We start from the raw sequence: 26,179 nt of genomic DNA on the forward strand, positions 1-26,179 counted from the left end.
GTGCATGGGGTTGTTTTCGCATTTTGGTCTGGAGCCCCATGCCGTCCAAAGCGATCCACGCGTGAATTTGATTCCGCGTTGCAGCGAGAGCGCCGTCGTCACCGCGCTCGCCCGTTGACGTTCCGTCTCAATTTTTATTGAGCGCAATCGCGACGGACGCGGGGCGCTTCTCACGGTGCGCGGATGTGCTAACCTTTTTGGGTCCGTCGTCCCGACGGATACAACCTCGCCTCTCGACGAGCAAAATAGAATAAATCGCAGCCCTGACGGCTGCCTTAGGGGAGTGACGCGATGACATCGATGTTCCATCGATCCGTGTTGGCGCTTGCAGCCGTGGCCCTTCTCGCAGGGGCCAGCTCTGGCCATGCGCAGGACAAGAGCAAGCCGCTGAAGAAGTACGACTCCAGCACCAAGGAGTTCTGGACCCATCCGCCGGACGACTGGTTCCTCGGCGACGAGACCGAGGCGCAAAAGGGCCTGGCGCCGCCCTCGGGCCCGCCGACCGGCGCTTCCGACGCCGAGCTCGCCAACATCGTCAAGAAGATCAAGCTGCCGGCGGGCTTCAAGATCGAGGTCTACGCCTCGGGCGTGCTGGCCGCGCGGCAGATGGCGTGGGGTGACAAGGGCACGCTGTTCGTCGGTTCGTTCGGCCTCGGCAACGTCTATGCCATCAAGGACAACAACGGAAAGAAGGAGGTCAAGACCGTCCTCAAGGGCCTCAACATGCCCACCGGTCTCGCCTTCAGGGACGGCGCGCTCTACGTCATCGCCGTCGACAAGCTGATCCGCTACGACAACGCCGAAGCCAACCTCGACAAGCTTGGCGATGGCAAGGTCGTCTATGACGACATGCCGTCCTACGCCGCGCATGGCTGGAAGTATATCGCGGTCGACAAGGAAGGCTGGTTCTTCCTGCCGTTCGGACCGCCCTTCAACATCGGCATTCCGCCGACCAGCGTGTCGCAGATCAGGCGCGTCGATCCCAAGACCGGCAACGCCGAAATCTGGGCGCTCGGCGTTCGCAACTCGGTCGGCGGCGATGTCGATCCGCGCACTGGCAAGCTCTGGTTCACCGAGAATGCCCGAGACTGGATCAGCGATGACCTGCCCTCGGACAAGCTGAACATGATCAACCGGATCGGCGAGCATTTCGGCTATCCCTACTGCCATCAGGGCAACCTGCCGGACGACAAGTTCGCCATGGGTCACAAATGCTCCGAGTTCACGCCGCCAGTGCTGAATCTCGGCGCGCATGTCGCTCCGCTCGGCATGAAGTTCTACACCGGCAACCAATTCCCTGCCGATTACAAGAACAACATCCTGATCGCCGAGCACGGCTCCTGGAATCGTCACAAGTACCAGGGCGCGCGCATCGTGCGCGTGATCGTCGGGCCCGACGGCAAGAATCCCAAGCGGGAGGTCTTCGCCTCCGGCTGGCTCGAAGGCGACCAAGGTTATCTCGGCCGTCCCAACGACATCCTGCTCGACAAGGACGGATCGATCCTCGTTGCCGACGACTGGGCCGGCGCGATCTATCGCATCAGCTACAGCAAGAAGTAACGCGACGTAACGAAGAGGCTGCGACCGGGTGACGGCCGCAGCCTTTTCATTTTGAAGCTCCACATTGTCGTTCCGGATTGCGCGCAACTTGCGCAAGTCCGGAACCCATAACCACGAACAGGGATTATGGATTGCGGGCTCGCGCAGGGTGCGCGCTCCGGAATGACGCAGTCGACAGAACGGGTTTTCCTCATGCGCCGGCAGTTTTCTTCGTACGCAATCGGCGCGCTGTCGCTCGCCGCGATCGCATCCATCCCAGCCCAGGCCGCCGACAATGCCGCGATCAAGGAGAAGGCTTCCGTCTGTTCCGGCTGCCACGGCGAGAACGGCATCTCGCAGACCGAAAACATTCCCTCGCTGGCCGGCCAGCCCGATCAATTCCTGCAATGGCAGCTCGTGTTCTTCCGCGCCGGCTCGCGCAAGAACGACCAGATGCAGCCGATCGTTGAAGGGATCAGCAACGAGGACATCCGCAATTTCGGCGCTTACTTCGCGCAGCTGACGCCGCCGAAGGGCCCGGAGGACGACGACCCCGATCTGTCGAAGAAGGGCGCGCAGGTCGCCGTCGGTCGCCGCTGCGCATCGTGCCATCTGGACACTTATGCCGGCACCAAGGCGGTTGCACGGCTCGCGGGCCAGCGCGAGGAATATCTCGTCAAGGCGCTGCGCGACTACAAGGCGGGCCAGCGCGTGGGCGGCGGCGTCGCGGCGATGGCCGACGTCGCCTATCACATGAGCGAAGAGGAAATCACCGCCGTCTCGCACTATCTGGCGCATCTGAAGTAGCGCGCCGTGCTGTGCGCGCCCCGGGACGACAGCTGAGAATGTAGCTGGCCGCTACCCCGCCCGCTGCTTCTCATACGCCTTCAGATGCGTATAGGCGATGCGCAGCTTCGGCACCGGCACCTTGGCAGCGTCCGCACGTGCGATGAGATCGCCGATGACGTGATCGGCTTCGACCGGCAGGCCCGCTTTGATGTCGCGGAACATCGACGCCGTCATCGGCGAGCCCTCGGCGGTCAGATTGCCCTTCACCCGCTCGAAGAACGGTCCGCCCGGCGGATAGCCCGACGCAGCTGCGATCGCGCTGGTCTCGTCCAGCATGCCCAGCAGGAAATCCCGGCCGCCGGGCGCCGCGAGGATGTTGCCGACCGAGGTACGCATCAGGCTGGTGCTGGCCGCGAGCGAGGACAGGAAGACCCATTTCTCCCACATGTCCTGCATGATGTTCTGGCTGGCGGTGGCGCCATTGATGCCGCTCCTGAAGGCCTCGTCGATGGCCTTGGCGCGGTCGGACAGCTTGCCATCGCGTTCGCCGTAATTGATCGACTGCATCGGCTGCAACTGCACCACCTCGCGCTGCTCGTTGAGCGTTGCGGCGATGGCGCAGAGCCCGCCCAGCACGCGCTCGTTGCCGAATTTGGCGTCCAGGATGTCGAGATGCTTCATGCCGTTCAGCATGGGGAGGATCGCGGTGTTCGGCCCGACCGCGGCTGCGAACGACGTGATGGCGTCGTCGAGGTCGAACGCCTTGCAGCTGAGCAGCACGACGTCGAACTTGTCCTTGATCGCGTCGGCCTGAAGCGTCGGCGGGTTCTTCAAGGTCACATCGCCGTTCGGGCTCTTGATGACGAGGCCGGCGCTCGCCAGCTCGCCGGCGCGGCGCGGCCGGACCAGGAAGGTGACGTCGCGGCCGGCCTGCAACAGCCTGCCACCAAAATAGCCGCCGATGGCGCCGGCGCCGACCACGAGGATACGCATGAAGAAGCTCCGTTCTAATCCTGGCGAATGGCGAATAGGGAGTAGCGAATAGTAAGCAAGATTTCCACTCGCTATTCGCTACGCGCCACTTGCGAGCTTCACTTTCCCGACACCATCTCCTCGACGTCGCGGAGCTGCTCCTTGCCGAAGAACATCTCGTCACCGACGAAGAAGGTCGGCGAGCCAAAGGCGCCGCGCGCCACTGCTTCCTCGGTGTTCTTGATCAGCTTGCCCTTCACCTCTGGTTCCTGCGCGCGGGCGAACAGCTTTTGTGCATCGAGCCCGGAGGACGCCAGCGCCTTAGCCGCGATCTCGGGATCGTCCATCTTCTTGGGCTCGCGCCACATGTGATGGAAGGCGGCCTCGACATATTTTTCGAATACGCCCTCGATCTGCGCCGCGATCGCCGTGCGCATCAGGTTCAGCGTGTTGACGGGGAAGTGCGGGTTCCAGACATAGGGCTGAACCTTGAAGCGCTTGATGAAGCGTTCGGTCTCGATCTGCTGGAACTCGCGCTTGTTCTTGATGCCGGCGAGCGACTCGGCCGGCGACTTGTTGTTGGTGGATTTGAAGATGCCGCCGAGCAGGATTGGAACATACTCGAACCTGACGCCGATGCGCTGCTCGATTGCCGGGATCGCCAGATGGCTGAGATAGGCATTCGGGCTGCCGAAATCGAACAGGAATTGCGGGGCGGTGCGGGTCAAGTCGGAATCTCCCTTGCGGCGCTTTTCACTCATTGTGGCGCAGCGCGCGTCATAGGTCCACCGTTTAATGATGGTCATAATACTCTGACGGTCTGATCAGATGCGCGATCGTATGCTTGCGCCAATTTTGCCTTTCATCAGGCGTGCAAAATCGTTGCCGCGCAATGCGCGGCTCTCGATGGGTCGTGTGAAGGCGCGCCTAGGCGCGGTCGCTGTAGGCGAGCTTGACGATGTGATCGCGGATGTCGGTCGGCCAGTCCGCGATCAGCCCGGTGAAGCGCCGCCGGTCGTCTGCGAACAGCGCGCGCGAGGCTTCCTCGAACTGCGGCAAGTTGCCGGCCATGGTCGACATGAAGTGATAGGCCGCATCGCGTGCCTGCCGCTCACGGTCCTTGTCGCCGCTGGCGCGCCTGGCCTCGTCGACCAGCTTGCGCAGCGCCACCGAGGCGCCGCCGGCCTGCGCGTTGAGCCACTCCCAGTGCCGCGGCAGCAAGGTCACCTCGCGCGCGACCACGCCGAGCTTCGGCCGGCCGCGGCCGCGCGGCTCGCTCGGCGGCGTGCTCTCTTCAACCTGCGGCGGGACAAGCGTGGCCAGGCGCGCCAGCACCTCGCGGTCGCCGCCGCGCAGATCGAAATCGATCGATCGGCCCGTGGCGTCCTCGAAGATGATGATGGCCCCGTCCGGTCGTGGCGCCACCCGCTTGACGATGAGCGCGACCTCGCCGGCCGCCCCGGACACGAGGCGACGCTGTCCCTGGAAGGCGGTGAATGTTCTATGCATTGAAATCATTGCCATATTTAGTGTTGCAAAGTCCCTTAATACCCGGGTAAATTTGAAACGTCAATATACCCGGGTGAAAATATCTGCACCGATGGCTCGACATTGCGTTCCCGGGCTGGCACCAACGCGCGGCTGACCAAGCCTATCTGGGGATCTACCGATGCTGACCGTTCATCACCTCAACAATTCCCGCTCGCAGCGCGTGCTGTGGCTGCTCGAGGAGTTGGGCGTGCCCTATGAGATCGTGCGCTATCAGCGCCAGCCGGACATGCGCGCACCGAAGGAGCTGCGTGCGATCCACCCGCTCGGCAAGTCGCCCGTCATCACCGACAACGGCAACACCATCGCCGAGTCGGGCGCGATCATCGAATATCTCATCGCAACTTACGGCAACGGCCGGCTGATCCCGCCGCCGAACACGCCGGAGCGGCTGCGCTACACCTACTGGCTGCACTATGCAGAAGGCTCGGCGATGCAGCCGCTGCTCCTCAAGCTGCTGTTTACGCTGATGCCGAAGCGCGCGCCGGCGCTGCTTCGGCCGCTGGTGCGCAAGGTTTGCAACCAGGCTCTCACGGCGTTGGTCAATCCGCAGCTCAAGCAGCACATGGACTATTGGGAAGGCGAGCTCGCGAAGAGCGCGTGGTTCGCCGGCAACGAGTTCACCGCCGCCGACATCCAGATGAGCTTTCCGTTGGAAGCAGCCCAGGCCCGCGGCGGGCTGGAACAGGGCCATCCCAAGGCAATGGCATTTCTTGAGCGCATCCACGCGCGCCCGGCCTATACCAGAGCGCTCGAAAAGGGCGGGCCGTATCAGGTGGGACGGTGAGTCAATCCGCGTGCAGCACGCGCCCGCGCGTCTCCGGCAGGGCGAAGGCCGCGATGAAGAACACCGCATAGGCGACCACGGCGAAGATCGCGATGGCGTTCGCAAGGGACGTCGTCGCTGACAGAGCACCAACCAGGAACGGAAACAGCGCGCCGATTCCGCGGCCGAAATTATAGCAGAAGCCCTGGCCCGAGCCGCGCAGCCGCGTCGGATAGAGCTCGGTGAGGAAGGCGCCGATTCCCGAGAAATAGCCTGAGGCGAAGAAGCCGAGCGGGAAGCCGAGCACCCAGAGGATCTCGTTGGTGAGCGGCAGCTGCGTGTACAGCAGCACGACGGCCATGGCGCCGATCGAGAAGATCAGGAACAGATTGCGCCGGCCGATCCGGTCGGCGAGCCAGGCGCCGACGAGATAGCCGATGAACGAGCCGATGATCAGCGTCGCGAGATAGCCGGTCGAGCCGACGATCGACAGGTGCCGCTCCTTGGTCAGGAACTGCGGCACCCAGAAGGTGACGGCGTAATAGCCGCCCTGGCAGCCCGTCGCCATCAGCGACGCCAGGATCGTGGTCTTCAGGATCGGGCCGGAGAAGATCTCCCAGAGCGCCGGACGATCGCCGCTCGCGGCCTGCTTGGCGCGGGCCTGGGCGGAGATTTCCGGCTCGGTGACCGAGCGGCGGATGTAGAATACGAGCAGCGCCGGCAATGCGCCGATCACGAACATCCAGCGCCACGCCGATTCCGCCGGCAAGGCCGAGAACAGGATCGCCTGCGACAGCACCGCAAGGCCCCAGCCGACGGCCCAGCCCGACTGCACCGATCCGACGGCGCGCCCGCGATATTGCGGCCGGATCGCCTCGCCCATCAGCACCGCGCCGGCGGCCCACTCTCCGCCGAAGCCGAGGCCGAGCAAGGCGCGCGCGATCAGGAGCTGGTCGAAATTCTGCACGACCGCACAGACCAGCGAGAAGAACGAGAACCAGATGATGGTGATCTGCAGCGTCCTCACCCGTCCGATATGGTCGGAGAGATAGCCGCCGAGCCAGCCGCCGATGGCGGAGGCCAGCAGCGTCACGGTGCCGGCGAGACCGGCCGAGGCGGCGTCGACCTTCCAAAGCGCGATGATGGTGCCGATCACCAGCGGGTAGATCATGAAATCCATGCCGTCGAGCGCCCAGCCCGCCGCGCAGGCCCAGAACGTCCGGCGCTCCGGCATGTTCATGTCGCGATAGAATGCGAGAAGGCTGGTGTCCTCGATCTCCGCGCGCTCGATGCGCTGGTTCGGATCGGCTGTGGTCATGTGCTTTTTTTCCCGGCAGTTTCTTATGAGAGCTTTGGTAGCACGCGTGGCGGCGAGAGCTAGCGGGCCCGCGCTCCCGTGCCATGCAAACAACGCGGCTACTGTCCCGAAGCCTCCGCGCCGCGCGTCCGCGGATCGGCCGCGCCGAGCGGCCCGCTTGACGTCACGAGGATCGAATTGGCCGAGGTCTGCCCCATTGGCTCGACGATGACGTGTCCCATCGCCTTCAGCTCGCCTAGCACATCGCTGGGAAAACCGCTCTCGACCCGCACCTCGTCGGGCAGCCATTGGTGATGCAGCCGCGGCGTGGCGACGGCGGCGGCAACGTCCATCCTGTAGTCGAGGACGTTCACGATCACCTGCAGCACCGTCGAGATGATGCGGCTGCCCCCGGGCGAGCCCGTCACCAGTACCGGTTTGCCGTCCCTCAGCACGATGGTCGGCGACATCGAGGACAGCGGGCGTTTTCCGGGCCCAGGCAGATTGGCCTCGAAGCCGACGAGGCCGTAGGCATTGGAAGCGCCGACCGCGGCGGTGAAATCGTCGAGCTCGTTGTTGAGCAGCACGCCGGTGCCGTCCGCGACGAGGCCGACGCCATAGCTGAAGTTCAGCGTATAGGTGTTGCTGACGGCGTTGCCGCGGCCGTCGACGACGGAGAAATGGGTGGTGTTGCTGCCTTCGCGCGGCGTGGTGGCGGCAGATACGAGCTCCTTCGACGGCGTGGCGCGATCTGTGGAAATGCCGGCGCGCAGCTTGGCGGCATAGTCCTTCGCGGTCAGCGTTTCGATCGGTGCTTTGACGAAGGCAGGATCGCCGAGATAGCGCGCGCGGTCCGCATAGGCGCGCTTCATGGCCTCGATCAAAAGATGTAGCGAGGCCGCCGATCCCTGCTTGAGATCGGCGAGCTGAAAGCCTTCGAGGATGTTGAGTGTCTCCACCAGCACCACGCCGCCGGACGAGGGCAGCGGCATCGAGACGATGTCGTAGCCGCGATAGGTCCCGCGCACCGGTGCGCGGATCACCGCTTGATAAGTCTTGAGGTCGGCCGGCGTCATGATGCCGCCGGCGTCAGTCACGGCCTTGGCGAGCTGTTCCGCAACCGGTCCCTCGTAGAAGCCGCGCGGCCCCTGTGCGGCGACGGCCGACAGCGTTGCAGCGAGATCGGCTTGCACCAGCCTGTCACCTTGAACAAGCGGCGTGCCGTCGGGGCGCGAGAAGATCTTGGCCGAGGACGGCCAGCGCGCCAGCCGCCGGTGCCAGCTCGGCAGCGTATCGGCCAAGTCATCGCTAACGACGAAGCCGTCGCGGGCGAGCGCGATTGCGGGCTCGAGCAGTTGCGTCAGCGTGAATCGGCCCGAGCCGTATTTCTCCAGTGCGAGCGCAAGACCTGCGACGGTGCCGGGCACGCCGATGCCGAGCGCAGAATCTCGCGACTTCGTCACGTCAGGCTTGCCATCGGGGCCGAGGAAGATTTGCGGCGTGGTCGCGGCCGGTGCGGTCTCGCGATAGTCGATCGTGATGTCTTCGTTACGATCGGCGGAATGGATCACCATGAAGCCGCCGCCGCCGATATTGCCGGCGCGCGGATAGGTCACGGCCATCGCAAAGCCGGTGGCGACGGCGGCGTCGACGGCATTTCCGCCCCGCCGCAGGATGTCGGCGCCGACCTGTGCGGAAATCTTCTCCTGCGCCACCACCATGCCGTGCTCGGCGGCGACGGCACGCACCGCGTCGCGCGCGGCCGGGACATAGCCCCGCCGTGCATCCTGGGCCGTCGCGGGCACGAGGCCGAGCGCCAGCGTGGCGATGACGGCCAACAATGTCCGCCGTGTCAAATATGACGACATTTCAAAATTCCCGTCGTGCCTTTCAGGCAGTCCCTTGGGGCAGTTCACAGCCGTCACTGCAATGCTATACGGTTTGCCCCGAGAGAGGCAAAACTGTTCGTGATGAGGACTGTGTGATGACGACGATTGCCCCGGATGCGCGCATGGCTAGCGCGCGGCGTACTTATCCGCCGCGCGCCGCCGTCGTCAGCTGGATCTTCTTCGATTGGGCCGCGCAGCCCTACTTCACGCTGATCACGACCTTCGTGTTCGCGCCCTACTTCGCGACGGCCATCGCGCCAAATCCCGCCGCCGGCCAATCCTTGTGGGGCTTTGCGATGGCGGCCGCGGGCCTTGCGATCGCGCTGTTGTCGCCGGTGCTCGGCGCCATCGCGGACGCTTCGGGTCGCAGGAAACCGTGGATCGCGGGTTTTGGCGCGGTGCTGGTGCTGGCGTCATGCACGCTGTGGATCGGCAAGCCCGGCGATGTCACCATCATTCCGCTGCTGCTCACCGCAGTTGCGCTCGCCAGCGTCGGTGCGGAATTCGCCACGCTCTTCAACAATGCGATGATGCCGACCCTGGTGCCGCCGGAACGGATCGGCCGCCTCTCCGGCACTGGCTGGGCGACGGGCTACATCGGCGGCATCGTCAGCCTGATCATCGTGCTCGGACTGCTCGCTGCCAATCCCGAGACCGGCCGCACGCTGCTCGGCTTCACGCCGCTGTTCGGGCTCGATCCCATCACGCGTCAGGGCGATCGTGCCGCGGGGCCGTTGACCGCGCTCTGGTTCATCATCTTCGTGACGCCGATGTTCCTGTTTACGCCGGATTATCCGGCCAAGCGTCCGCTGGGCAAGGCCCTGCGCGAAGGGCTGGCCGAGCTGAAGAAATCGATCAGCAGCCTGCCGAAGCAAAAGTCGCTCGCGGCGTTCCTGCTCGCCAACATGATCTACACCGACGGGCTGGTGTCGCTGTTTGCCTTCGGCGGCATCTATGCCGCCGGCACGTTCGGCTGGCACACGATCCAGATCGGCACGTTCGGCATCATGCTCGCGATTGCCGGCGCGTTCGGCGCCTGGCTCGGCGGCAAGATCGATGACCGTCTCGGGCCGCGGCGTGTGATCGCCGGTAGCCTGCTGATCCTGCTGCTGTCGGTGGCGGCAATCCTGCTGGTCGACAAGGACAGCGTATTGTTCGTCAAGGTCGCGCCGCCGCAGCCGGGTGCAGGCCTGTTCGCGAGCGCCGCGGAGCGCGCCTATCTCGTGCTGGGCTGCCTGATCGGCGCGGCCGGCGGCCCATTGCAAGCCGCCTCTCGCACGCTGTTGATCCGGCTGGCACCGAAGGACCGCATTGCCCAGTACTTCGGCCTGTTCGCCTTGACCGGCAAGGTGACGTCCTTCATCGGCCCGCTCCTGATCGGCATGATCACCGCGGCAACGGCGAGCCAGAAGGCCGGCATGGCCGTGCTGGTGGTGTTCTTCGTTGCGGGATTGGGGCTGTTGATGCGGGTGCGGGAGTAGCCGCACTACACGGTTTCGCCGCCGTCATTGCGAGGAGCGAAGCGGACGAAGCAATCCAGACTTTGTCTGCGGGAAGATTCTGGATTGCTTCGCTGCGCTCGCATGACGACGTCGGTGGGATCGACATCGCTCTGCAGCCATTAAGCCGGTCGGCTCAATGCCTGAAGTGCCGCGTTCCCGTGAACACCATGGCGATGCCGTGCTCGTCGGCGGCCTTGATCACCTCGTCGTCGCGCATCGAGCCGCCGGGCTGCACCACGGCGGTGGCGCCGGCCTCGATGCAGGCGAGCATGCCGTCGGCGAAGGGGAAGAACGCATCCGAGGCTACCACCGAGCCCTTGGTCAGGGGCTCGGCGAGCTTCAGCTCACTCGCCGCATCCTGTGCCTTGCGCGCCGCGATCCGCGCTGAGTCGACGCGGCTCATCTGGCCCGCGCCGATGCCGACGGTAGCGAGATCCTTGGCGTAGATGATGGTGTTGGACTTGACGTGTTTTGCCACACGGAACGCGAATTTCAGGTCGCGCATCTCGGCATCCGTGGGCGCCCGCTTGGTCACGACCTTGAAGGTCATGTCGTCGACCACGGCGTTGTCGCGGCTCTGCACCAGCAGGCCGCCGGCGACCGTCTTGGCGGTGAGGCCGGGCGCGCGCGGATCGGGCAGGCTGCCGGCGAGCAGCAGGCGCAGGTTCTTCTTCCCTCCGATGATGGAGGTGGCTTCTTCGCTGGCGTCCGGTGCGATGATCACTTCGGTGAAGATCTTCGTGATCTCGCGCGCGGTGTCGGCGTCGAGCGGACGGTTCATCGCGATGATCCCGCCGAAGGCGGAGGTGGAATCGCAGGCGAGCGCCTTGCGATAGGCGTCCACGAGGTTTGCGCCTTCTGCCACGCCGCAGGGATTGGCGTGCTTGACGATGACGCAGGCTGCGGTGCGCGCGGCATCGAACTCGCCGATACATTCATAGGCCGCGTCGGTGTCGTTGATGTTGTTGTAGGACAGCTCCTTGCCCTGCAGCTGGCGCGCGGTGGAGACGCCCGGGCGCTTGTCGGGCGTCGCGTAGAACGCCGCGGTCTGGTGCGGGTTCTCGCCGTACCGCAGCGATTGGATCAGCCGGCCGCCGAAGGCGCGGAAATCGGGCGCGTCGATTTCGAGCTGGCGGCTGAACCAGTTCGAGATGGCAGCGTCATAAGCGCCGGTGCGGGCATAGGCCTTTGCGGCCAGCCGCCGGCGCAGCTTCAGCGTCGTCGCACCGTTGTTGGCGGCAAGTTCGTCGAGCACGGCCTTGTAGTCCTCTGCCTCGACCACGACGGTGACATCGTCATGGTTCTTGGCGGCGGCGCGGATCATCGCGGGACCGCCGATGTCGATGTTCTCGATGCAATCCTCGAAGCCGGCGCCTTTGTCGACGGTCGCCTCGAACGGATAGAGGTTGACGACGAGCAGGTCGATCGGCGCGATGCCGTGCGCCTTCATCGCCTCGGCATGCTCCTTGTTGTCGCGGATCGCGAGCAGGCCACCATGCACCTTGGGATGCAGCGTCTTGACCCGGCCGTCCATCATCTCGGGGAAGCCGGTGAGGTCGGAGACGTCCTTCACCTTGAGGCCGGCCGCCGCGATCGCTTTCGCGGTGCCGCCGGTCGAGATCAGCTCGACATCGTGCGCGGCCAGCGTCTTGGCGAACTCGATCAGGCCGGTCTTGTCGGAAACGGAAAGCAGGGCACGGGTGACGCGGCGGGGATGGTCAGTCATGAGCAAGATCCTCTGCTAAGGGAGTGTCTATGCCCAGGCGCGCGGCGGATATGTGTCGCGCTTCCCGATGGTGCTCCATCCAAGGTCGCCAGTCGCGCGAGCGCGTGCTCGATAGCAGCTTTCGGCCGGTTTCACAACGCCGGACAAGATTGGCAGACCTGCGTCTACAGCGGCAATTCCGGCTCGCGCCGCGCATTTCGTCGGGCATTGGTGACCGCCGGCGAGGCCGTGGAACGCACGAAGCTCCAGCGGATCGAGGGCGCCTGCCGCGCGTCCTGCCGGATCACGATCTGCGCGGTGCGGCGCGGCCCGTCATTGCCGGCCAGGAACACGCTGTCCTCGAGGTCGACCTTGTCGTCCAAGGCTTCAAAGGTCCAGACGTCACGGTTCGGCAGCACCAGCATGACGCCGCGGGCATCCGAGAGACGGCTCGCCTTCACCGCCGGATGCAGATGGAAGCGCAGAGCGAAATCGGCATCCGCACCCTTGAAGCGCCCGCCCTGCGGGGGCGACAGCGTATCCTCACCGTCGATGCGCGCGCCGTCATTGGCGATCATCAGCACGCGGCGATGGATCGCGCCGAATTTCGAGAGATAGCCGTCATGCGAGGCCGTCAGCAGCGTGCCGTTCTGCACGATTTCGCGATAGCTCTCGACCTCGACGGGACCGCTTGTGACAGGCGCGCCGTGCAGCAGCCGCTTCATCGCCGACATCTCCACGAACTGGCATGAGGAGGTCTCGTGATAGGTCAGCGTCGAATGCGCCGCGGTGCCGCGCGCGAACGGCCTCCAATTGTCGCGGCCCGTGGTCGGCATGCCGCAATTGGTGACGATGCGGCTGATTCCGGAGGACAGTTCGAACGACAGGCAGCCGGCATGGGCGTCGTGGCTGACGCCGGCCGGCGGCGGCGGCCCGGTGTCGATGATCACGGTGGTCTGGCCGGCATCGAGGCGCTGGAAGCCGGTATGCGGCATGTTCGCCATCGGCGCGCCGTGGGTGTCGTCATAGGCGAGCAGCGTCGCGAGCAGGTCGGACGGCGTCGCGCTCATGCCGTTGAACAGCGCGAAATTGCCGTCGCCGTGCCGGAAGAAGCGCAGCATCGGCATCATGCGGTCGATCGCGTTGAGCAGCGCCGGCGGCGGCGCGATGTTGCGCGCGGCAAAGGTCTGCCGCAGCGGCAACAGGTCGATCAGGAGGTCGATCAGCGCGCCCGGGTTGCGCGAGATGTGTCCGCCGTCGGGCAGGATCTGCCGCTGCAATTCGTCGGAGAGCTTCTTGGAGGCGCTGCGGATGTGGCGCGCCTGGTTGGCGAGGCACAGCGCCGCGTAGCACAGCGCGATCAGCACCTGCAGCTTCGGCACGCCATCGGGAATGTTGACCATCGTGTAGCGCAGGAAGCGGATCTCGCGTGCGAGCGCGCGCAGGTACCGGCGGTAGAACTTGTTGTCGGTGTCGTTGAGCACCAGAGGTGCCTGGGACAACAGCGAGATCACGCGCCGTGCCAGCACGTCGGCGCGCCGTGCGACCGGACGGCGCTTGTTGGCGGGATTCGAGATCCAGTCCTCGACCAGCGCGCGCGCATTGGCCCGCGTCAGCGCGGTGTCGGCGGCGCGAAGGTGCCGCAGCCAGCCGAAGCCGAGCAGTGCGACCTCCCAATCCTCCGACGGCGGTTCGAGATCGAAGATCGAGCGGCCATGGCAATTGACGATCTTGCCGGCGAAGACGAAGCGGCCGGCATAGATCTCGGCGGCGCGGGTCGCATCCGCGGTGCGCAAATCATGCGGTGCGATGATCAGCCGGTCGGTGCGGCTCGGCCAGACCCGCGACACCGCGATGGACCCGCCGCTCGCGCGCGCGAGCATGTTCCGCGCGAAGCGGTTCATGACCAGCGTCGAGATACGTCTGCGTTGAGCGACCGACACGCCTTGCCTTGATGGGGAGAGGATTCCGACGAATCCTTATTAATCCCAAAATCGGACGGCTGACACCACCTTGAACGGCGCGAATCAGCGTCGCGCTTGCAAAATCCAGTGCAAAATCAGGATTTAACGAGCCGGGCCGCATAAAATCCGTCGAGCCCGCCGAGCTTTGGATCGGCGTTCGGCAGATGGCTGGGCAGGGTACGCAGATCGCCTTCTCTGGTGAGGATTTCGTCGAGACCCGCGACCTCCGACGCCTCGATCGGGACGCGGCGAAGCGCGGGCTCTGCCGCCAGCAGCGCGGCGATGGCGTGCTCGCCCTCTTCGGGTTCCAGCGAACAGGTGCAATAGACCAGCGTCCCTCCGGGTTTGAGCAGCGAGACGGATTTTTGCAGCAGCCGCTGCTGGAGCGCGGTCAGGGCGGCGATGTCGGATTCCTGCCGGAGCCAGGCCACATCGGGATGACGCCGAATCGTGCCGGTCGAGGTGCAGGGCGCATCGATCAAGATACCGTCGAAAGCCTCGGCAGGGCCGGCCCATTCCACGGCGTCAGCGACGGCAGTCTCGGCCTGGAGCGACAATCGCCCGAGGTTTTCGCGCAGCCGCGCCACCCGGGCGGGCGAGCGGTCGATCGCCGTGACATGCGCGCCTGACAGCGCCAGCTGCGCGGTCTTGCCGCCCGGGGCGGCGCAGAGATCGGCGATGGACTTGCCCTTGATGTCGCCGAACAGCCGGGCCGGCAGCGCGGCGGCCGCGTCCTGCACCCACCATTGTCCCTCGGCGAAGCCCGGCAGCATCGTCACCGAGCCGTGCAGCAGCATCCGCACCGTTCCGGTCGGCAACGTCTCGCCATGCAGGCGGCTGGCCCATTGTGCAGCATCCGACTTCACGGTGAGGTCGAGCGACGGCTCGTGGCCGAGCGCGAGCGCCATGTCTCTTGCGGTCGCCTCGCCATAATGCGTGCTCCAGCGTGCGAGCAGCCATGGCGGCAGGTCCAGCGATTGCGCGGCAACTTCCTCGACCAGGGCCTTGCCCTCGCGCGCGCAGCGGCGCAGCACGGCATTGACGAGGCCGGCATAACGCGCGGCGCGCCGGTCGGATTGCACGAGGCGGACGGAAAGATCGACGGCGGCGTGATCGGGTACGTCCATCCAGAGGATCTGCGCAGCGCCGATCAGAAGCGCGCTCTGCGCGCGCGGAGCGTCGGAGGGAATGCCCTTGTCGAGCAGACGGGACAGCACATGGCCGAGCGTGCCGAGCCGGCGCAGCACAGTGGCGACCAAGCGGCGCATCAGCGCGCGGTCGCGGTCGGCCAGTGTCTTCAATCCGGGATGGGCGCCGCCGCCGTCGAGCTGATCGTCAAGCGTGCGGTGCTTGTGCAGCACACCGTCGACGATGTCGGCGGCAATCCGGCGCGCCGCAAGACCCGGCACTTCGGATGGAGGAGCGAAACGTTGAGATGGCATGCGGAAGCAAGGTTCTGAGCGAGCGGCAGTTCCGCCGCGATGGGCGCATGCCTTAACCGGCTCATTTGTGGCACGCGAATATGCCAAATGTAAGAAGGCCTCTCGCGATTGCAGCCCGCCATGCCCATTTCAGCAATGCGTAAATTGGACCTCGCACCACGGATGATCTTGCGCTAGGAGCGCCGACATGAGTGACCAGCCCACTATTTCCGATCGCAAGCAGCTCCCGCCGGCCGCTCAGCGCGCCTTGGCTGAAGCCGAAGCGCGACGGGCTGCGGCTGCAGCACATGCCGAGGCGGCACCCAGGGAACTGCAGGGACCAAAGGGGCCCGAGCCAACCCGCTACGGCGATTGGGAGCGCAAGGGCATCGCGTCGGACTTTTAAAGCTCTCTTGCAGGTTCGGCCGACTCAGCCCTAGCGTGCGCGGGATGCCGCGCTTTGACCCAAGCCATCCCTCTCGGCCACATCGGTTTTCCTACAGCGGATCGCCGTTTGGCCGTCGCTTCTCCGGTCTGTTGCCATGGATATTCGTGGTCGGCGTCGTGACGGCCATCGTGCTCGGCTTTCGCCACGGCACCCACTGGCCGATTCCGCATGCGGATGATGGCCAGTCGCGCGATGCCGAAATCATCCTGCAGCAGTCCGGCAATTCCGATGTGCGTCAACCCGTCGATGTCGTTCGCACGGTCGACGGCGATACGTTCCTTGCTCGCGTGCATCAGCGCGACGGCCGTGACCTCGTGGCGCGCATCCGTCTGCGGGGCATCGACGCGCCCGAGATGAAAGCATCCTGCCAGGCTGAGCTGGAGAAAGCCGAAGCCGCTGGCGATGCCTTGCACAATTTGCTGAACCAGGGAGGCGTGACGATACACAATCTTGGTCAAGACAAATACGGCCGCGTTCTTGCCGACGTTTCAACCAAACGCACCCCCAATGTCGCGGCCACGCTGCTCGCAGGCGGTTACGTGCGCAGCTACAATGGCGGCCATCGCGACGGCTGGTGCGCACGCGGCTGGCGCTTTTGGTAACAAAAAAGCCGCGTGGCAACACGCAGCTTTCACACCCCTCGCGATCCCGGCGATCAGCGTGTCACGACCACCGTCGTGCCAACGGAGACGCGGCCGTAGAGATCGGTGATGTCGTCGTTGAGCATGCGGATGCAGCCATAGGAGACGAAGCCGCCGATCGAGCCCGGCACGTTGGTGCCGTGGATCGCATATTCGCCGCCGGCCAGCGTCATTGCCGCAACGCCCATCGGGTTGCGCGGCGAGCCCCCCGGGATCATGTCGGGAATGTTCGGCTTGTCGCGCTTCACCTCGGCGGGTGGCGCCCAGGCCGGGTTGAGATACTTGCCGTCGATCTTCGTTGTGCCGGCCCATTGCTTGCCGGACTTGCCGACGCCGACCGGATAACGCACGGCATGGCCGTTATCGAGGATGAGATAGAGCCGCCGCTCGCTCGTCTTGACCACGATAGTGCCCGGCGAATAGTCGGCCAGGTGCGCTCCCACCAGCTCCGGCCGCGCCTCGGCGACGGTCGACATCAAGACCCCAGCTCCGATAGTGGCGGCCAATGCCACCGCAATCCTCATCGACATCGATGCTTCCCCTCGCCCCAAACGGATCGTTCAAAAATTGACGCAGAACCCGGCAATCGCTGCGCACCCCGACATTCTTGACCGCGCCCGTTAACCAGATGGTTTCCACGCGCGCCGCCAAGGGGCCGCCAGCAGGGGGAACAAAGGAAATGTTCGTAATAAAGTAAATGACCTGAAAACAACACTGGGCGGCAAAGATGCAGGCGTGACGAGGCGCCCGCTGACAAACGCGTGAGGATGTGAATGGCCGTTGTCGTAGGGGAGCGCTGACGCGAAGACAGGTCTCATGTCCCGGACGCGCTGCAGCGAAACGCTGCTGCGCAGAGCCGGGACCCAGAAGCCACACGTTTTGTCGTTAGATGGGCCCCGACTCAGCAGTGCACCGCTGAAGTAGCGCTGCGCTGCGTCCGGGGCACGAGATCGGAGCCTTACGCCGACTTCTTGTTCTGCCGGTTCTTGACGAGGTCATCGACCACGGCGGGATCGGCGAGCGTCGAGGTATCGCCAAGGCTGCCCGGCTCGTCCTCGGCGATCTTGCGCAGGATGCGGCGCATGATCTTGCCGGAACGGGTCTTGGGCAGGCCCGGGGCGAACTGGATCTGGTCGGGCGAGGCGATCGGACCGATCTCCTTGCGCACCCAGGTCACCAGCTCCTTGCGCAGCTCGTCGGTCGGCTGCACGCCGGCCATCAGGGTGACATAGGCGTAGATGCCCTGGCCCTTGATGTCGTGCGGGAAGCCGACCACGGCGGCTTCCGACACCTTCTCGTGCGCGACCAGCGCGCTCTCGACCTCCGCGGTACCCATGCGGTGGCCGGAGACGTTGATGACGTCGTCGACGCGGCCGGTGATCCAGTAATAACCGTCGGCGTCGCGCCGGCAGCCGTCGCCGGTGAAATACTTGCCCTTGTAGGTCGAGAAATAGGTCTGCTCGAAGCGGGCGTGATCGCCATAGACCGTGCGCATCTGGCCCGGCCATGAGCGCGTGAGACAGAGATTGCCTGATGTCTCGCCTTCCAGCACCTTGCCGTCGGCATCGACGATCTCGGGCACGACGCCGAAGAACGGCTGCGTTGCCGAGCCCGGCTTCAGCTTGGTTGCGCCCGGCAGCGGCGTGATCAGGATGCCGCCGGTCTCGGTCTGCCACCAGGTGTCGACGATCGGGCAGCGATCGTCGCCGACGACGCGGTGATACCACTCCCAGGCTTCCGGGTTGATCGGCTCGCCGACGGAGCCGAGCAGGCGGAGCGAGGCGCGCGAGGTCTTCTTCACGGGATCGTCGCCGGCCTGCATCAGCGCGCGGATCGCGGTCGGCGCGGTGTAGAAGATGTTGACCTTGTGCTTGTCGATGACGTTCCAGAATCTGGAATTATCGGGGTAATTCGGCACGCCTTCGAACATCAGCGTGGTCGCGCCGTTCGCCAGCGGTCCATAGAGGATGTAGCTGTGGCCGGTGACCCAGCCGACGTCGGCGGTGCACCAGTAGATGTCGCCGTCGTGATAATCGAAGACGTATTGATGAGTCATCGAGGCAAACACGAGATAGCCGCCGGAGGTGTGCAGCACGCCCTTGGGCTGGCCGGTGGAGCCCGAGGTATAGAGGATGAACAGCGGATCCTCGGCATGCATGTGCTCGACCGGGCATTCGGTCGTCACCATCTTCGCTGCCTCATGATACCAGAGGTCGCGCGTCGGGTTCATGTCGATCTTGCTGCCGGTGCGCTTGACCACGACGACCCAATCGACGCCGTCTGCCTTTGCCAGCGCCGCGTCGACATTGGCCTTCAGCGGCACCTTCTTGCCGCCGCGCAGGCCTTCATCCGCGGTGATGATCACCTTGGATTGGCAGTCGTTGATGCGCTGGGCGAGGCTGTCGGGCGAGAAGCCGGCGAACACCACGGAATGGATCGCGCCGATCCGCGCGCAGGCCAGCATCGCATAGGCGGCTTCCGGGATCATCGGCAGGTAGATGGTGACGCGGTCGCCCTTCTTGACGTTGCGGGTGCGCAGGATGTTGGCCATCCGGCATACTTCGTCGTGCAGTTCCTTATAGGTGATGTGCTTGGACTGCGAGGGATCGTCGCCCTCCCAGATGATTGCGGTCTGGTTGGCGCGCTTGGCGAGATGCCGGTCGATGCAGTTCCAGGCGACGTTGAGGACGCCGTCCTCGAACCATTTGATCGAGATGTTGCCGGGCGCGAACGAGACGTTCTCGATCTTTGTCGGCGCGTGCATCCAGTCGATGCGCTTGGCCTGCTCCGCCCAGAAACGGCTCGGGTCCGAGATCGAGCGCGCATACATGTCCTTGTACTTGGCTTGGTCGACCCAGGCGCGCTTCGCCCACTCTGCGGGTACGTCGTAGATCTTCTCGGACATGTTTCCCTCCACATACGGCAAGCCCAGCACAGGCTTCTGGCGTACCGACTTGATCGTCGAACGATTATGCGTCGGGCTAACCGGACCCGACAAGGAGCACAAGCTGGACCTTCGGCGGGCTGCCGGCCATGCGGCGGATCGAGCCCGCCTGGCGCGACTGTCGCAGATCTGAAACAGGGCGGGCCCCTGTCGGAATTTACCCAGATTGGCGGATTCGCCTCCGCAGGGGGCCCATGCGACCGAAACGGTATTTAGAAACCGTCTCTCACTGATTCGGGACTCGCAATGCGGTTCGGAACACCCTAAATGGCCAACCCGGGTCCGGAGAGACCTCTTGGAACAAAAATTAGAACAGCGGCATTGAACGGTAACAGACAGGGCTAGGCATAAGACTATGATGGATCAGCAGAATCTCGGGACGATGCGGCCCGCTTCAGCCGATCCTGCGGCCATTGCCCTCGCCAAAGCCCTCGGACAATGGCCCAAGCCGGCCGGTTTCAGGCGTCCCAGCCCCAAAAAAACCTTCGACGGGGCGCCGGCGACGGTCGAGGCGCTCGCCAAGGAGCTCGGCCTGCGGCTCGGCGACCAGAACGAGCTGACCATTCGCCGCATCAGGCGTGGCAAGGGCTATTCCTTCGTGCGACCCAACGGCGCCCATATCCGCGACGCCCGCACCATCCGCCGGCTGCACGCCATGGCGGTGCCGCCGGCCTATCGCGAGGTGCGCTACTCCGCCGATCCGAGCTCGCATCTGCAGGCCGTGGGACGCGATGCCGCGGGCCGGCTGCAATATCGCTATCATGCCGACTGGGAGAAGGTTCGCGAGCATCGCAAGGCGCATCGCCTGGAGAAGCTCGTGGGCGCGTTGCCGAAGATCCGGCGCAAGGTCTCGGCATTCCTGTCGGGTGACGAGCCGACGCGTGAATTCGCGCTTTCGGCCGTGATCGAGCTGATCGCCCGCACGGCAATCCGCCCCGGCAATGAATCCTATGCTCGTCTCAACGGCACCCGCGGCGCCACCACGCTGCTCAAGTCCAACGTGACGCTGGAAGACGATTGCTTCGTGCTGACCTTCAAGGCGAAGGGCGGCAAGGCCGTGCGCAAGGAGTGCGATGCCGCCAAGCTGGTGCGCGCAATCGGCATTTTGCAGGGCGTGCCCGGCAAACGCATGTTCCAGTATCGCGACGCCTACGGCATCGTGCGCGCGGTCAACACCACGCAGGTGAACGCGTTCTTGCGCGAGATCGCCGGCATCAAGATCTCGCTGAAGGATTTCCGCACGCTGATGGCGTCCGCCGTCGTCGTGGAATCGCTGTCGCGGATCACGCCGGCGACCAGCCAGCGCGGCCGCAAGAAGCAGGTGCTGGACGCGATCCGTGCCGCCGCCGACCAGCTCTCCAACACGCCGGCGATCTGCCGCAAGAGCTACGTCCACGACACCATCGTCACCGCCTTCGAGGACGGCATCCTCGAACGCTTCGCCGCGACCATGAAGGGCCAGCGCTCGCAAGCGCGGCGCGAGCAGCTGCTGGCGCAGGTGGTGGCGACCGCGGCAGTGTGATCTCCCGTTGCTACGTCTGACAAGCCCCTGTCGGGACCGGGATCGCCGCCGGCGGCTGCGCTCGTGAGCCGTTCCAGATAATGCGCCCATCCCTTTGCATGCGCAGCGGCCTGTTCCTCGGTCGGCAGGCCGCTATGGGTCATCCGCAGCAGCGTGCCGCCGTCCTGCTCGATCAGGTCGATCTCGATCAAGCTCGAGCCGGGCGGCACTTCCTGGCCACCCTCCCAGCCGAATGTGTAGGCCAGGCGATGCACCGGCACGACCTCGCGGAAAGCGCCGCGGGCGATGCGGCCGCGCGGGCCAACGCCCTTGAGCAGGTACAGTCCGCCGGGATGCGGCTCAGTGGTCGCGTCGGAACCCATCCAGCTCAGGATTTTCTCCGGGTCGGTCAGGTAAGCGAAAACGGTGGCGCGTGGGGCGGCAATCTGGGTCTCGCGCCGCACTATGAAGGGTTCGGTCATTTGCGATCCTTGGGCCATCATCCCTGAACAGACACCCGGACATGGCGGTGGTGGCGCGGCGCGTCAAGGATTGCCCGTGACAAAGGCGGCGTGCCTTCGTCATGATCGGGCCATGCAGCTCTCTCCGACGCTGGCCTGGCTTGTCGATGCTGCCTCAGACAGTCCTGGGGCGGACCGTCTGCTTGCGGCACTCGGCGCACATCTGGTCGCCGACGGCGTGCCGCTCGCGGCGGGCGCCTTGACGCTGGAGGTGCCGCACCCGCTGATCGCAAAGCGGACCTGGTTGTGGCGTGCCGATAACGGCCGGGTGATCGAAGCGCTCGGCTTTGCACCGGGTGGCCCCGCGCCCGATCCGCCCGACGATGCTGGCCGTCGTTGGTTGCGCGACATTGCGGGCGGCGAGGTGCACGAAGACATCGTCGGACGACCTGACGGGCCGCAGCTCGGCTGGATCGGGCCGAGGCCGTTCACCGCAAGCGAGATCGAGCAGTTGCGTCAGGCGGCGCGATTTGCCGCAACGCCCCTCGCGGTGCTCGCCGGGCGCGCCACGTTGCGGGCGGCGCTGGATGCTTATCTCGGCAAGCGCAGCGCGGAACGGGTGCTCGCGGCGCCTCTGCGGCGCGATCTCGGCGAGACCATTCAGGCGGCGCTGCTCTATGCCGATTTGCGCAACTTCACGCTCCTGTCGGAAACCAGTCCGCCGGCCGAAGTCATCGCCGCGCTCGACGGCTGGTTCGACCGTATCGCCGGCGCGGTTCACGCCTTTGGCGGCGAGGTGCTGAAATTCATCGGCGACGGCGTACTCGCGATCTTTCCCGTGACCGAGGCGCCACCGCGCCATGCCTGCGAGGCTGCCCTGCGTGCTGCAGGTGCGGCCGAAGCCGGGATGGCCTTTCTCAACAAAGAGCGCCGCGGCCAGGGCTTGCCGCCACTCGCGTTCGGCGCCGCGCTTCATCTCGGCGAGATGCTGTGGGGCAATATCGGCGCCGCCAACCGGCTCGACTTCACGGCGATCGGTCCCGCGGTCAATCTGGCGAGCCGTCTCGAGGGATTGTGCAAGCCGCTCGGCAAGACTGTCCTCGTGTCTGGCGTGCTCGCCGCCGAAACCGACATGCCTCTGATTGCACTTGGATCGCACTCATTGCGCGGCATCGCCGTACCGTGTGAGGTGTTTGCGCTACCGGAGCCGCAGAGCCGGATGTCATAGCCCGCACGAGCGAAGCGACATGCGTGACCATTGCTCCCGGATGTCGCTGCGCTCATCCGGGCTCCAGCGGCAATTACATCCCACCCATCTTGCAGACGAGCTTCCACTCCTCCGCCGTCACCGGCTGCACCGACAGCCGCGAATATTTCACCAGCGCCATGTCTTTGAGCTTGGTCTCGGCCTTGATGGCAGCCATAGTCACCGGCGTCTTCAAGGGCTTGTCGGCCTTGATGTCGACGCAGACGAATTTCTCGGTTTTGTCGGTCGGATCCGGATAGGCCTCCTTGATGATCTCCGTGATGCCGACGATCTCCTTGCCCTCGTTGGAATGATAGAAGAACGCCTTGTCGCCCTTCTTCATGGCGACGAGATTCTGGCGCGCGGTGTAATTGCGCACGCCGGTCCAGGCCTCGCCCTTGGCGCCCTTCGCGACCTGCTGGTCCCAGGACCACACCGACGGTTCGGATTTCACCAGCCAGTAGTTCATCGCACGCCCTATCCATTCGTCATGGCCGGGCTTGTCCCGGCCATCCACGTCTTTGCTATCAGTTCAATATCAAGACGTGGATGCCCGCGACAAGCGCGGGCATGACGGAAAGACGTCATTCCTCCGCTTTGAAGGGGCGCGTCATCAGTGCCGAGATCGCAGTGTCGATCGTGCTGCGGCCGCTCAGGATCGACGCGACCGCGTTCGATACCGGCATCTCGATGTTTTGCGAAGCCGCGAGTTCGATCAGCACCGGTGCGGTGGACTCGCCTTCTGCGAGCTTGCCCGCAGGTGGCTGCTCGCCGCGGCCGAGCGCGAGGCCGAGCGCGAAATTGCGCGATTGCGGGCTCGAGCAAGTCAAAATGAGATCGCCGAGGCCGGACAGGCCCGTGAGCGTCTCGCCGCGTGCGCCGAGGGCGCGGCCGAGACGCGTCAGCTCGGCAAATCCGCGCGTGGTCAGCGCAGCCTGCGCGGAGGCGCCGAGCTTGCGTCCGACCGCGATGCCGACCGCGATCGCCAGCACGTTCTTGGCGGCGCCGCCGATCTCGACGCCGCGGATGTCGGTCGTGTGATACGGTCTGAATGTCGCCGAGCCCAGCGACTGCACCAGATTGCTTGCCAGTGCCTCGTCCTTCGCGGCCAGCGTCACCGCGGTCGGCAGGCCGCGCGCGACGTCGTCGGCAAAACTCGGGCCCGACAGGATCGCGGGCAGCGCATGCGGCGCCGCTTCGGCGATCACGTCGGTCATGAATTTATGGGTGCCGTGCTCGATGCCCTTGGCGCAGGCGACGACCGGCACCGGCTTTGCCATGTGCGAAGCCAGCAGGTTGACCGCGCCACGCAGGTGTTGCGCTGGCGTTGCGATCAACAGCATGTCGGCGCGCGCAGCGAGGGCCAGATCGCTCGTCACGACGATCTCCGGAGCGATCGGCACGCGGGGCAGCCGTGGATTGTCGCGCGTTGCGGCAATCCGCGCCGCATGCTCGGCATTGCGTGCCCACAGCGTCACGTTCCGTCCTGCCCGCGCCGCCACGGTGGCCAGCGCCGTGCCCCAGGCGCCCGCTCCGATCACCGCGACGGACTGGAACGGGGTCATGGCTAATATCCCGCCCGCGTCTTGCCGTAGCCCGCCGGTGCCGTCGCGTTGGCATCGAGCAGCCAGCGCGCGCGCGGCTGCGCGTCCATCGTGTCGGTCATGCCGAGCGCGAGACGCTCGGCGCCGGCCCAGGCGATCATCGCGCCGTTGTCGGTGCACAGCGCCGGCGGCGGCATGATCAGCTCGGTCCCGGCCTGCCGCGCGACCTCGTGCAGGGCGCCGCGGATCGCCTGATTGGCGGCTACGCCGCCGGCGGCCACGAGCGCGCGCGGCGCGCCGAACTGCTCGCGGAAAAGTTTCAGGCCGACGCTGAGACGGTCCGCCGTCGAGTCCAGCACGGCGGCCTGGAAGCTGGCGCAGAGATCGCTGACGTCCTGCGGCGTGAGCTCGGCGATCCGGCTCGCTTCGGTGCGCACTGCCGTCTTCAAGCCCGACAGCGAGAAATTGGCATCTGGACGGCCCTGCATCGGCCGAGGGAAGGCGAAGCGTGCGGCGTCGCCGCTTGCGGCAGCACGCTCGACCTGCGGACCGCCGGGATAGGGCAGGCCCAGCATCTTGGCGACCTTGTCGAAGGCCTCGCCGATCGCGTCGTCGACCGTGGTGCCGAGCCGCACATATTGGCCTACGCCGGTCACGGCCACGATCTGGGTGTGTCCGCCCGAGGCAAGGAAGAGGCAATAGGGGAATTCGATGCCGTCGGTGAGACGCGGCGTCAGCGCATGCGCCTCCAGATGATTCACCGCGACCAGCGGGGTGTCGTGCACCATCGCGATCGCTTTGGCGGTGGTCAGTCCGACGATGACGCCGCCGATCAACCCCGGCCCTGCGGCCGCAGCGACACCGCCCAGCTGGGCGTAGCCGATGCCCGCCTCACGCATCGCGCGGTCGATGATGCCATCGAGCAGATCGACATGGGCGCGGGCCGCGATCTCCGGCACCACGCCGCCGAAGCGGGCGTGCTCTTCGACCTGCGACCGGACGATGTTGGACAGGATCCTGCCGCTGCCGTCGGGTGCGCGCTCGATCACGGCCGCGGCGGTTTCGTCGCAGGTGGTTTCGATGCCCAATACCAGCATTGGCGAATTGTTATCCAATTTGCGCCCTTGCGCTCATCCGGAAAGCCGAGTTCTGGTACGTCCGGTAGCATTCCGGGGATGGCTTGCGCAATCGCCACGCGCGGTGGTCCTCGTCCATGCGCCGCCCATGGTTCGGGAACCGCAGCGATGTCCATTCTTGTCACACGGCCGCATCCCGACAATGAGGCGACGGTGGAGAATTTGCGCGCGCGGGGGCATGAGGTGTTGCTCGCGCCGGTGCTGAAGTTCGAGCCGGTCGCTTTTCGAGCCGAGAGCGAGGCGCGCTATGACGGCATCATCGTCACATCGGCCAACGCGATTCGCGGCATCGCACCGCAATTGCAAGATATTGGCCTATCGAACCTGCCGCTGTTTGCGGTCGGCGAGCACACGGCCGCCGCAGCGCGTGAGGCCGGCTTTGCCGACGTGACCGTCGCCGGCGGCGATGCGGCGGCGCTGCGCGACAAGGTGGTGCAGGGTGCACGCGACAAGGTGCTGAAGAAAAACAGCACGCTGCTTTACCTGGCGGGCGCGGATCTGTCGCGCGATCTCGGCGGTGAGCTCGGCGCCGAAGGATTCAACGTGGTCACGCAGACCACCTATCGCATGGCGCCCGTCAAGGTGCTGCCGCGCGAGGTGTGCGATGGCTTCGCTGCCCACGGCATCGAGGCGGTGCTGCACTACTCCCGGCGTAGCGCACGGGCGTTCCTGGACGCGGCGCGGGACGAAGGTGTCGAAATCTCGGCGCTGGCGATACCGCAATGCTGCCTGTCCGAGACGGTCGCTGGCGTGCTGCGCGAGGCCGGTGCGTCGCAGGTTCTGGCGGCCGCCACGCCGGATGAAAATGCCCTGTTCGACGCCTTGGAGCGTGCTTTGCGCACCCGTTTGGCGTAAGAGGTCGAGCC

22 protein-coding genes, 1 pseudogene and 1 riboswitch are annotated in these 26,179 nt (G+C 65.4%); of the genes and pseudogenes, 9 read left to right on the plus strand and 14 right to left on the minus strand.

The window, feature by feature from the left end; all coding sequences use genetic code 11:
• Positions 1-291 precede the first annotated feature (291 nt).
• Entirely contained in the window at positions 292-1,560 is a 1,269-nt protein-coding gene (locus tag LPJ38_RS04600) for a PQQ-dependent sugar dehydrogenase (RefSeq protein WP_145630353.1), read from the plus strand.
• A 192-nt stretch (positions 1,561-1,752) separates the two neighbouring features.
• Entirely contained in the window at positions 1,753-2,346 is a 594-nt protein-coding gene (locus tag LPJ38_RS04605) for a c-type cytochrome (RefSeq protein ID WP_145630352.1), read from the plus strand.
• Between the two features lie 51 nt (positions 2,347-2,397).
• On the opposite strand, the gene panE is transcribed toward LPJ38_RS04605, so the two are convergent.
• The 3 genes from panE to LPJ38_RS04620 form a co-directional block, all read right to left on the minus strand.
• The gene (panE, locus tag LPJ38_RS04610) at positions 2,398-3,321 is read right to left on the minus strand and encodes a 2-dehydropantoate 2-reductase (RefSeq protein ID WP_145630351.1); all 924 of its coding nucleotides are present in this window, start codon (positions 3,319-3,321) and stop codon (positions 2,398-2,400) included.
• Between the two features lie 98 nt (positions 3,322-3,419).
• Positions 3,420-4,028, minus strand: a complete 609-nt coding sequence (locus LPJ38_RS04615) for a 2-hydroxychromene-2-carboxylate isomerase (protein ID WP_167520336.1) — start codon at positions 4,026-4,028, stop codon at positions 3,420-3,422.
• Between the two features lie 199 nt (positions 4,029-4,227).
• Positions 4,228-4,824: a DUF2239 family protein gene (locus tag LPJ38_RS04620; RefSeq protein ID WP_145630349.1), complete on the minus strand. Its 597-nt coding sequence runs from the start codon at positions 4,822-4,824 to the stop codon at positions 4,228-4,230.
• A gap of 145 nt (positions 4,825-4,969) precedes the next feature.
• Between LPJ38_RS04620 and LPJ38_RS04625 the strand changes: the two genes are divergently transcribed.
• On the plus strand, positions 4,970-5,635 hold the full coding sequence (locus LPJ38_RS04625) for a glutathione S-transferase family protein (protein WP_145630348.1): 666 nt from the start codon (positions 4,970-4,972) through the stop codon (positions 5,633-5,635).
• Position 5,636: 1 nt separating this feature from the next.
• On the opposite strand, the gene LPJ38_RS04630 is transcribed toward LPJ38_RS04625, so the two are convergent.
• Together LPJ38_RS04630 and ggt are read right to left on the minus strand one after the other, a co-directional pair.
• On the minus strand, positions 5,637-6,932 hold the full coding sequence (locus LPJ38_RS04630) for an MFS transporter (RefSeq protein WP_145630347.1): 1,296 nt from the start codon (positions 6,930-6,932) through the stop codon (positions 5,637-5,639).
• Positions 6,933-7,030: 98 nt separating this feature from the next.
• A complete protein-coding gene (gene ggt, locus LPJ38_RS04635) occupies positions 7,031-8,779 on the minus strand; it encodes a gamma-glutamyltransferase (RefSeq protein ID WP_145630346.1) in 1,749 nt (582 codons plus the stop codon).
• A 116-nt stretch (positions 8,780-8,895) separates the two neighbouring features.
• Between ggt and LPJ38_RS04640 the strand changes: the two genes are divergently transcribed.
• The gene (locus tag LPJ38_RS04640) at positions 8,896-10,281 is read left to right on the plus strand and encodes an MFS transporter (RefSeq protein ID WP_145630345.1); all 1,386 of its coding nucleotides are present in this window, start codon (positions 8,896-8,898) and stop codon (positions 10,279-10,281) included.
• Between the two features lie 154 nt (positions 10,282-10,435).
• On the opposite strand, the gene purH is transcribed toward LPJ38_RS04640, so the two are convergent.
• The 3 genes from purH to LPJ38_RS04655 all read right to left on the minus strand — a co-directional run bounded on the left by purH (position 10,436) and on the right by LPJ38_RS04655 (position 15,413).
• Positions 10,436-12,028 (minus strand): bifunctional phosphoribosylaminoimidazolecarboxamide formyltransferase/IMP cyclohydrolase, encoded by a 1,593-nt coding sequence (purH, locus tag LPJ38_RS04645; RefSeq protein ID WP_145630344.1) that lies wholly within the window; start codon positions 12,026-12,028, stop codon positions 10,436-10,438.
• Between the two features lie 24 nt (positions 12,029-12,052).
• Positions 12,053-12,134: riboswitch (ZMP/ZTP riboswitch) on the minus strand.
• 58 nt (positions 12,135-12,192) lie between these two features.
• Positions 12,193-13,911, minus strand: coding sequence for a heparinase II/III family protein (locus tag LPJ38_RS04650; RefSeq protein WP_167520334.1), 1,719 nt, complete (start codon positions 13,909-13,911; stop codon positions 12,193-12,195).
• Between the two features lie 155 nt (positions 13,912-14,066).
• Complete coding sequence (locus LPJ38_RS04655; RefSeq protein WP_145630342.1) at positions 14,067-15,413, minus strand: RsmB/NOP family class I SAM-dependent RNA methyltransferase; 1,347 nt, start codon at positions 15,411-15,413, stop codon at positions 14,067-14,069.
• A gap of 187 nt (positions 15,414-15,600) precedes the next feature.
• On the opposite strand from LPJ38_RS04655, the gene LPJ38_RS04660 reads away from it, so the two are divergent.
• Together LPJ38_RS04660 and LPJ38_RS04665 are read left to right on the plus strand one after the other, a co-directional pair.
• Positions 15,601-15,798, plus strand: a complete 198-nt coding sequence (locus LPJ38_RS04660) for a DUF1674 domain-containing protein (RefSeq protein ID WP_145630341.1) — start codon at positions 15,601-15,603, stop codon at positions 15,796-15,798.
• A 44-nt stretch (positions 15,799-15,842) separates the two neighbouring features.
• Complete coding sequence (locus LPJ38_RS04665) at positions 15,843-16,442, plus strand: thermonuclease family protein (RefSeq protein WP_145630340.1); 600 nt, start codon at positions 15,843-15,845, stop codon at positions 16,440-16,442.
• Between the two features lie 53 nt (positions 16,443-16,495).
• Here LPJ38_RS04665 and LPJ38_RS04670 read toward each other — a convergent pair whose 3' ends face one another.
• Together LPJ38_RS04670 and acs are read right to left on the minus strand one after the other, a co-directional pair.
• Complete coding sequence (locus LPJ38_RS04670; protein WP_145630339.1) at positions 16,496-17,011, minus strand: L,D-transpeptidase; 516 nt, start codon at positions 17,009-17,011, stop codon at positions 16,496-16,498.
• A gap of 428 nt (positions 17,012-17,439) precedes the next feature.
• Positions 17,440-19,386 carry an acetate--CoA ligase gene (gene acs / locus LPJ38_RS04675; RefSeq protein WP_167520333.1) on the minus strand — a complete coding sequence of 649 codons (1,947 nt, stop codon included), beginning with the start codon at positions 19,384-19,386 and terminating at the stop codon, positions 17,440-17,442.
• A gap of 394 nt (positions 19,387-19,780) precedes the next feature.
• On the opposite strand from acs, the gene LPJ38_RS04680 reads away from it, so the two are divergent.
• Positions 19,781-20,947 carry a DNA topoisomerase IB gene (locus tag LPJ38_RS04680; protein WP_145630338.1) on the plus strand — a complete coding sequence of 389 codons (1,167 nt, stop codon included), beginning with the start codon at positions 19,781-19,783 and terminating at the stop codon, positions 20,945-20,947.
• 14 nt (positions 20,948-20,961) lie between these two features.
• Here the strand turns inward: LPJ38_RS04680 and LPJ38_RS04685 are convergent.
• Positions 20,962-21,408: pseudogene (locus tag LPJ38_RS04685) on the minus strand (SRPBCC family protein); the annotation flags it as partial.
• A 112-nt stretch (positions 21,409-21,520) separates the two neighbouring features.
• Here LPJ38_RS04685 and LPJ38_RS04690 point away from each other — a divergent pair.
• Positions 21,521-22,615, plus strand: a complete 1,095-nt coding sequence (locus tag LPJ38_RS04690; RefSeq protein WP_167520332.1) for an adenylate/guanylate cyclase domain-containing protein — start codon at positions 21,521-21,523, stop codon at positions 22,613-22,615.
• Between the two features lie 73 nt (positions 22,616-22,688).
• Here the strand turns inward: LPJ38_RS04690 and LPJ38_RS04695 are convergent, their stop codons facing one another.
• The 3 genes from LPJ38_RS04695 to tsaD all read right to left on the minus strand — a co-directional run bounded on the left by LPJ38_RS04695 (position 22,689) and on the right by tsaD (position 25,274).
• Positions 22,689-23,102 (minus strand): EVE domain-containing protein, encoded by a 414-nt coding sequence (locus tag LPJ38_RS04695; RefSeq protein ID WP_145630336.1) that lies wholly within the window; start codon positions 23,100-23,102, stop codon positions 22,689-22,691.
• Positions 23,103-23,217: 115 nt separating this feature from the next.
• Entirely contained in the window at positions 23,218-24,198 is a 981-nt protein-coding gene (locus LPJ38_RS04700) for an NAD(P)H-dependent glycerol-3-phosphate dehydrogenase (RefSeq protein WP_145630335.1), read from the minus strand.
• Between the two features lie 2 nt (positions 24,199-24,200).
• Complete coding sequence (tsaD, locus tag LPJ38_RS04705) at positions 24,201-25,274, minus strand: tRNA (adenosine(37)-N6)-threonylcarbamoyltransferase complex transferase subunit TsaD (RefSeq protein ID WP_145630334.1); 1,074 nt, start codon at positions 25,272-25,274, stop codon at positions 24,201-24,203.
• Positions 25,275-25,421: 147 nt separating this feature from the next.
• Between tsaD and LPJ38_RS04710 the strand changes: the two genes are divergently transcribed.
• Positions 25,422-26,168 (plus strand): uroporphyrinogen-III synthase, encoded by a 747-nt coding sequence (locus LPJ38_RS04710; RefSeq protein ID WP_145630333.1) that lies wholly within the window; start codon positions 25,422-25,424, stop codon positions 26,166-26,168.
• Positions 26,169-26,179 lie beyond the last annotated feature (11 nt).

Source organism: Bradyrhizobium daqingense (genome assembly GCF_021044685.1).
In the GTDB taxonomy this organism is placed as follows: Bacteria; Pseudomonadota; Alphaproteobacteria; order Rhizobiales; family Xanthobacteraceae; genus Bradyrhizobium; species Bradyrhizobium daqingense.

Excerpts from the sequence above, each read along its gene's own strand:
- LPJ38_RS04600 (WP_145630353.1), top strand. The coding sequence starts at position 292 with ATGACATCGATGTTCCATCGATCCGTGTTGGCGCTTGCAGCCGTGGCC.
- LPJ38_RS04605 (WP_145630352.1), top strand. The coding sequence starts at position 1,753 with ATGCGCCGGCAGTTTTCTTCGTACGCAATCGGCGCGCTGTCGCTCGCC.
- panE (WP_145630351.1), bottom strand. The coding sequence starts at position 3,321 with ATGCGTATCCTCGTGGTCGGCGCCGGCGCCATCGGCGGCTATTTTGGT.
- LPJ38_RS04620 (WP_145630349.1), bottom strand. The coding sequence starts at position 4,824 with ATGGCAATGATTTCAATGCATAGAACATTCACCGCCTTCCAGGGACAG.
- LPJ38_RS04625 (WP_145630348.1), top strand. The coding sequence starts at position 4,970 with ATGCTGACCGTTCATCACCTCAACAATTCCCGCTCGCAGCGCGTGCTG.
- LPJ38_RS04630 (WP_145630347.1), bottom strand. The coding sequence starts at position 6,932 with ATGACCACAGCCGATCCGAACCAGCGCATCGAGCGCGCGGAGATCGAG.
- ggt (WP_145630346.1), bottom strand. The coding sequence starts at position 8,779 with ATGTCGTCATATTTGACACGGCGGACATTGTTGGCCGTCATCGCCACG.
- LPJ38_RS04640 (WP_145630345.1), top strand. The coding sequence starts at position 8,896 with ATGACGACGATTGCCCCGGATGCGCGCATGGCTAGCGCGCGGCGTACT.
- purH (WP_145630344.1), bottom strand. The coding sequence starts at position 12,028 with ATGACTGACCATCCCCGCCGCGTCACCCGTGCCCTGCTTTCCGTTTCC.
- LPJ38_RS04650 (WP_167520334.1), bottom strand. The coding sequence starts at position 13,911 with ATGAACCGCTTCGCGCGGAACATGCTCGCGCGCGCGAGCGGCGGGTCC.
- LPJ38_RS04655 (WP_145630342.1), bottom strand. The coding sequence starts at position 15,413 with ATGCCATCTCAACGTTTCGCTCCTCCATCCGAAGTGCCGGGTCTTGCG.
- LPJ38_RS04660 (WP_145630341.1), top strand. The coding sequence starts at position 15,601 with ATGAGTGACCAGCCCACTATTTCCGATCGCAAGCAGCTCCCGCCGGCC.
- LPJ38_RS04665 (WP_145630340.1), top strand. The coding sequence starts at position 15,843 with ATGCCGCGCTTTGACCCAAGCCATCCCTCTCGGCCACATCGGTTTTCC.
- LPJ38_RS04670 (WP_145630339.1), bottom strand. The coding sequence starts at position 17,011 with ATGTCGATGAGGATTGCGGTGGCATTGGCCGCCACTATCGGAGCTGGG.
- acs (WP_167520333.1), bottom strand. The coding sequence starts at position 19,386 with ATGTCCGAGAAGATCTACGACGTACCCGCAGAGTGGGCGAAGCGCGCC.
- LPJ38_RS04680 (WP_145630338.1), top strand. The coding sequence starts at position 19,781 with ATGATGGATCAGCAGAATCTCGGGACGATGCGGCCCGCTTCAGCCGAT.
- LPJ38_RS04690 (WP_167520332.1), top strand. The coding sequence starts at position 21,521 with ATGCAGCTCTCTCCGACGCTGGCCTGGCTTGTCGATGCTGCCTCAGAC.
- LPJ38_RS04695 (WP_145630336.1), bottom strand. The coding sequence starts at position 23,102 with ATGAACTACTGGCTGGTGAAATCCGAACCGTCGGTGTGGTCCTGGGAC.
- LPJ38_RS04700 (WP_145630335.1), bottom strand. The coding sequence starts at position 24,198 with ATGACCCCGTTCCAGTCCGTCGCGGTGATCGGAGCGGGCGCCTGGGGC.
- tsaD (WP_145630334.1), bottom strand. The coding sequence starts at position 25,274 with ATGCTGGTATTGGGCATCGAAACCACCTGCGACGAAACCGCCGCGGCC.
- LPJ38_RS04710 (WP_145630333.1), top strand. The coding sequence starts at position 25,422 with ATGTCCATTCTTGTCACACGGCCGCATCCCGACAATGAGGCGACGGTG.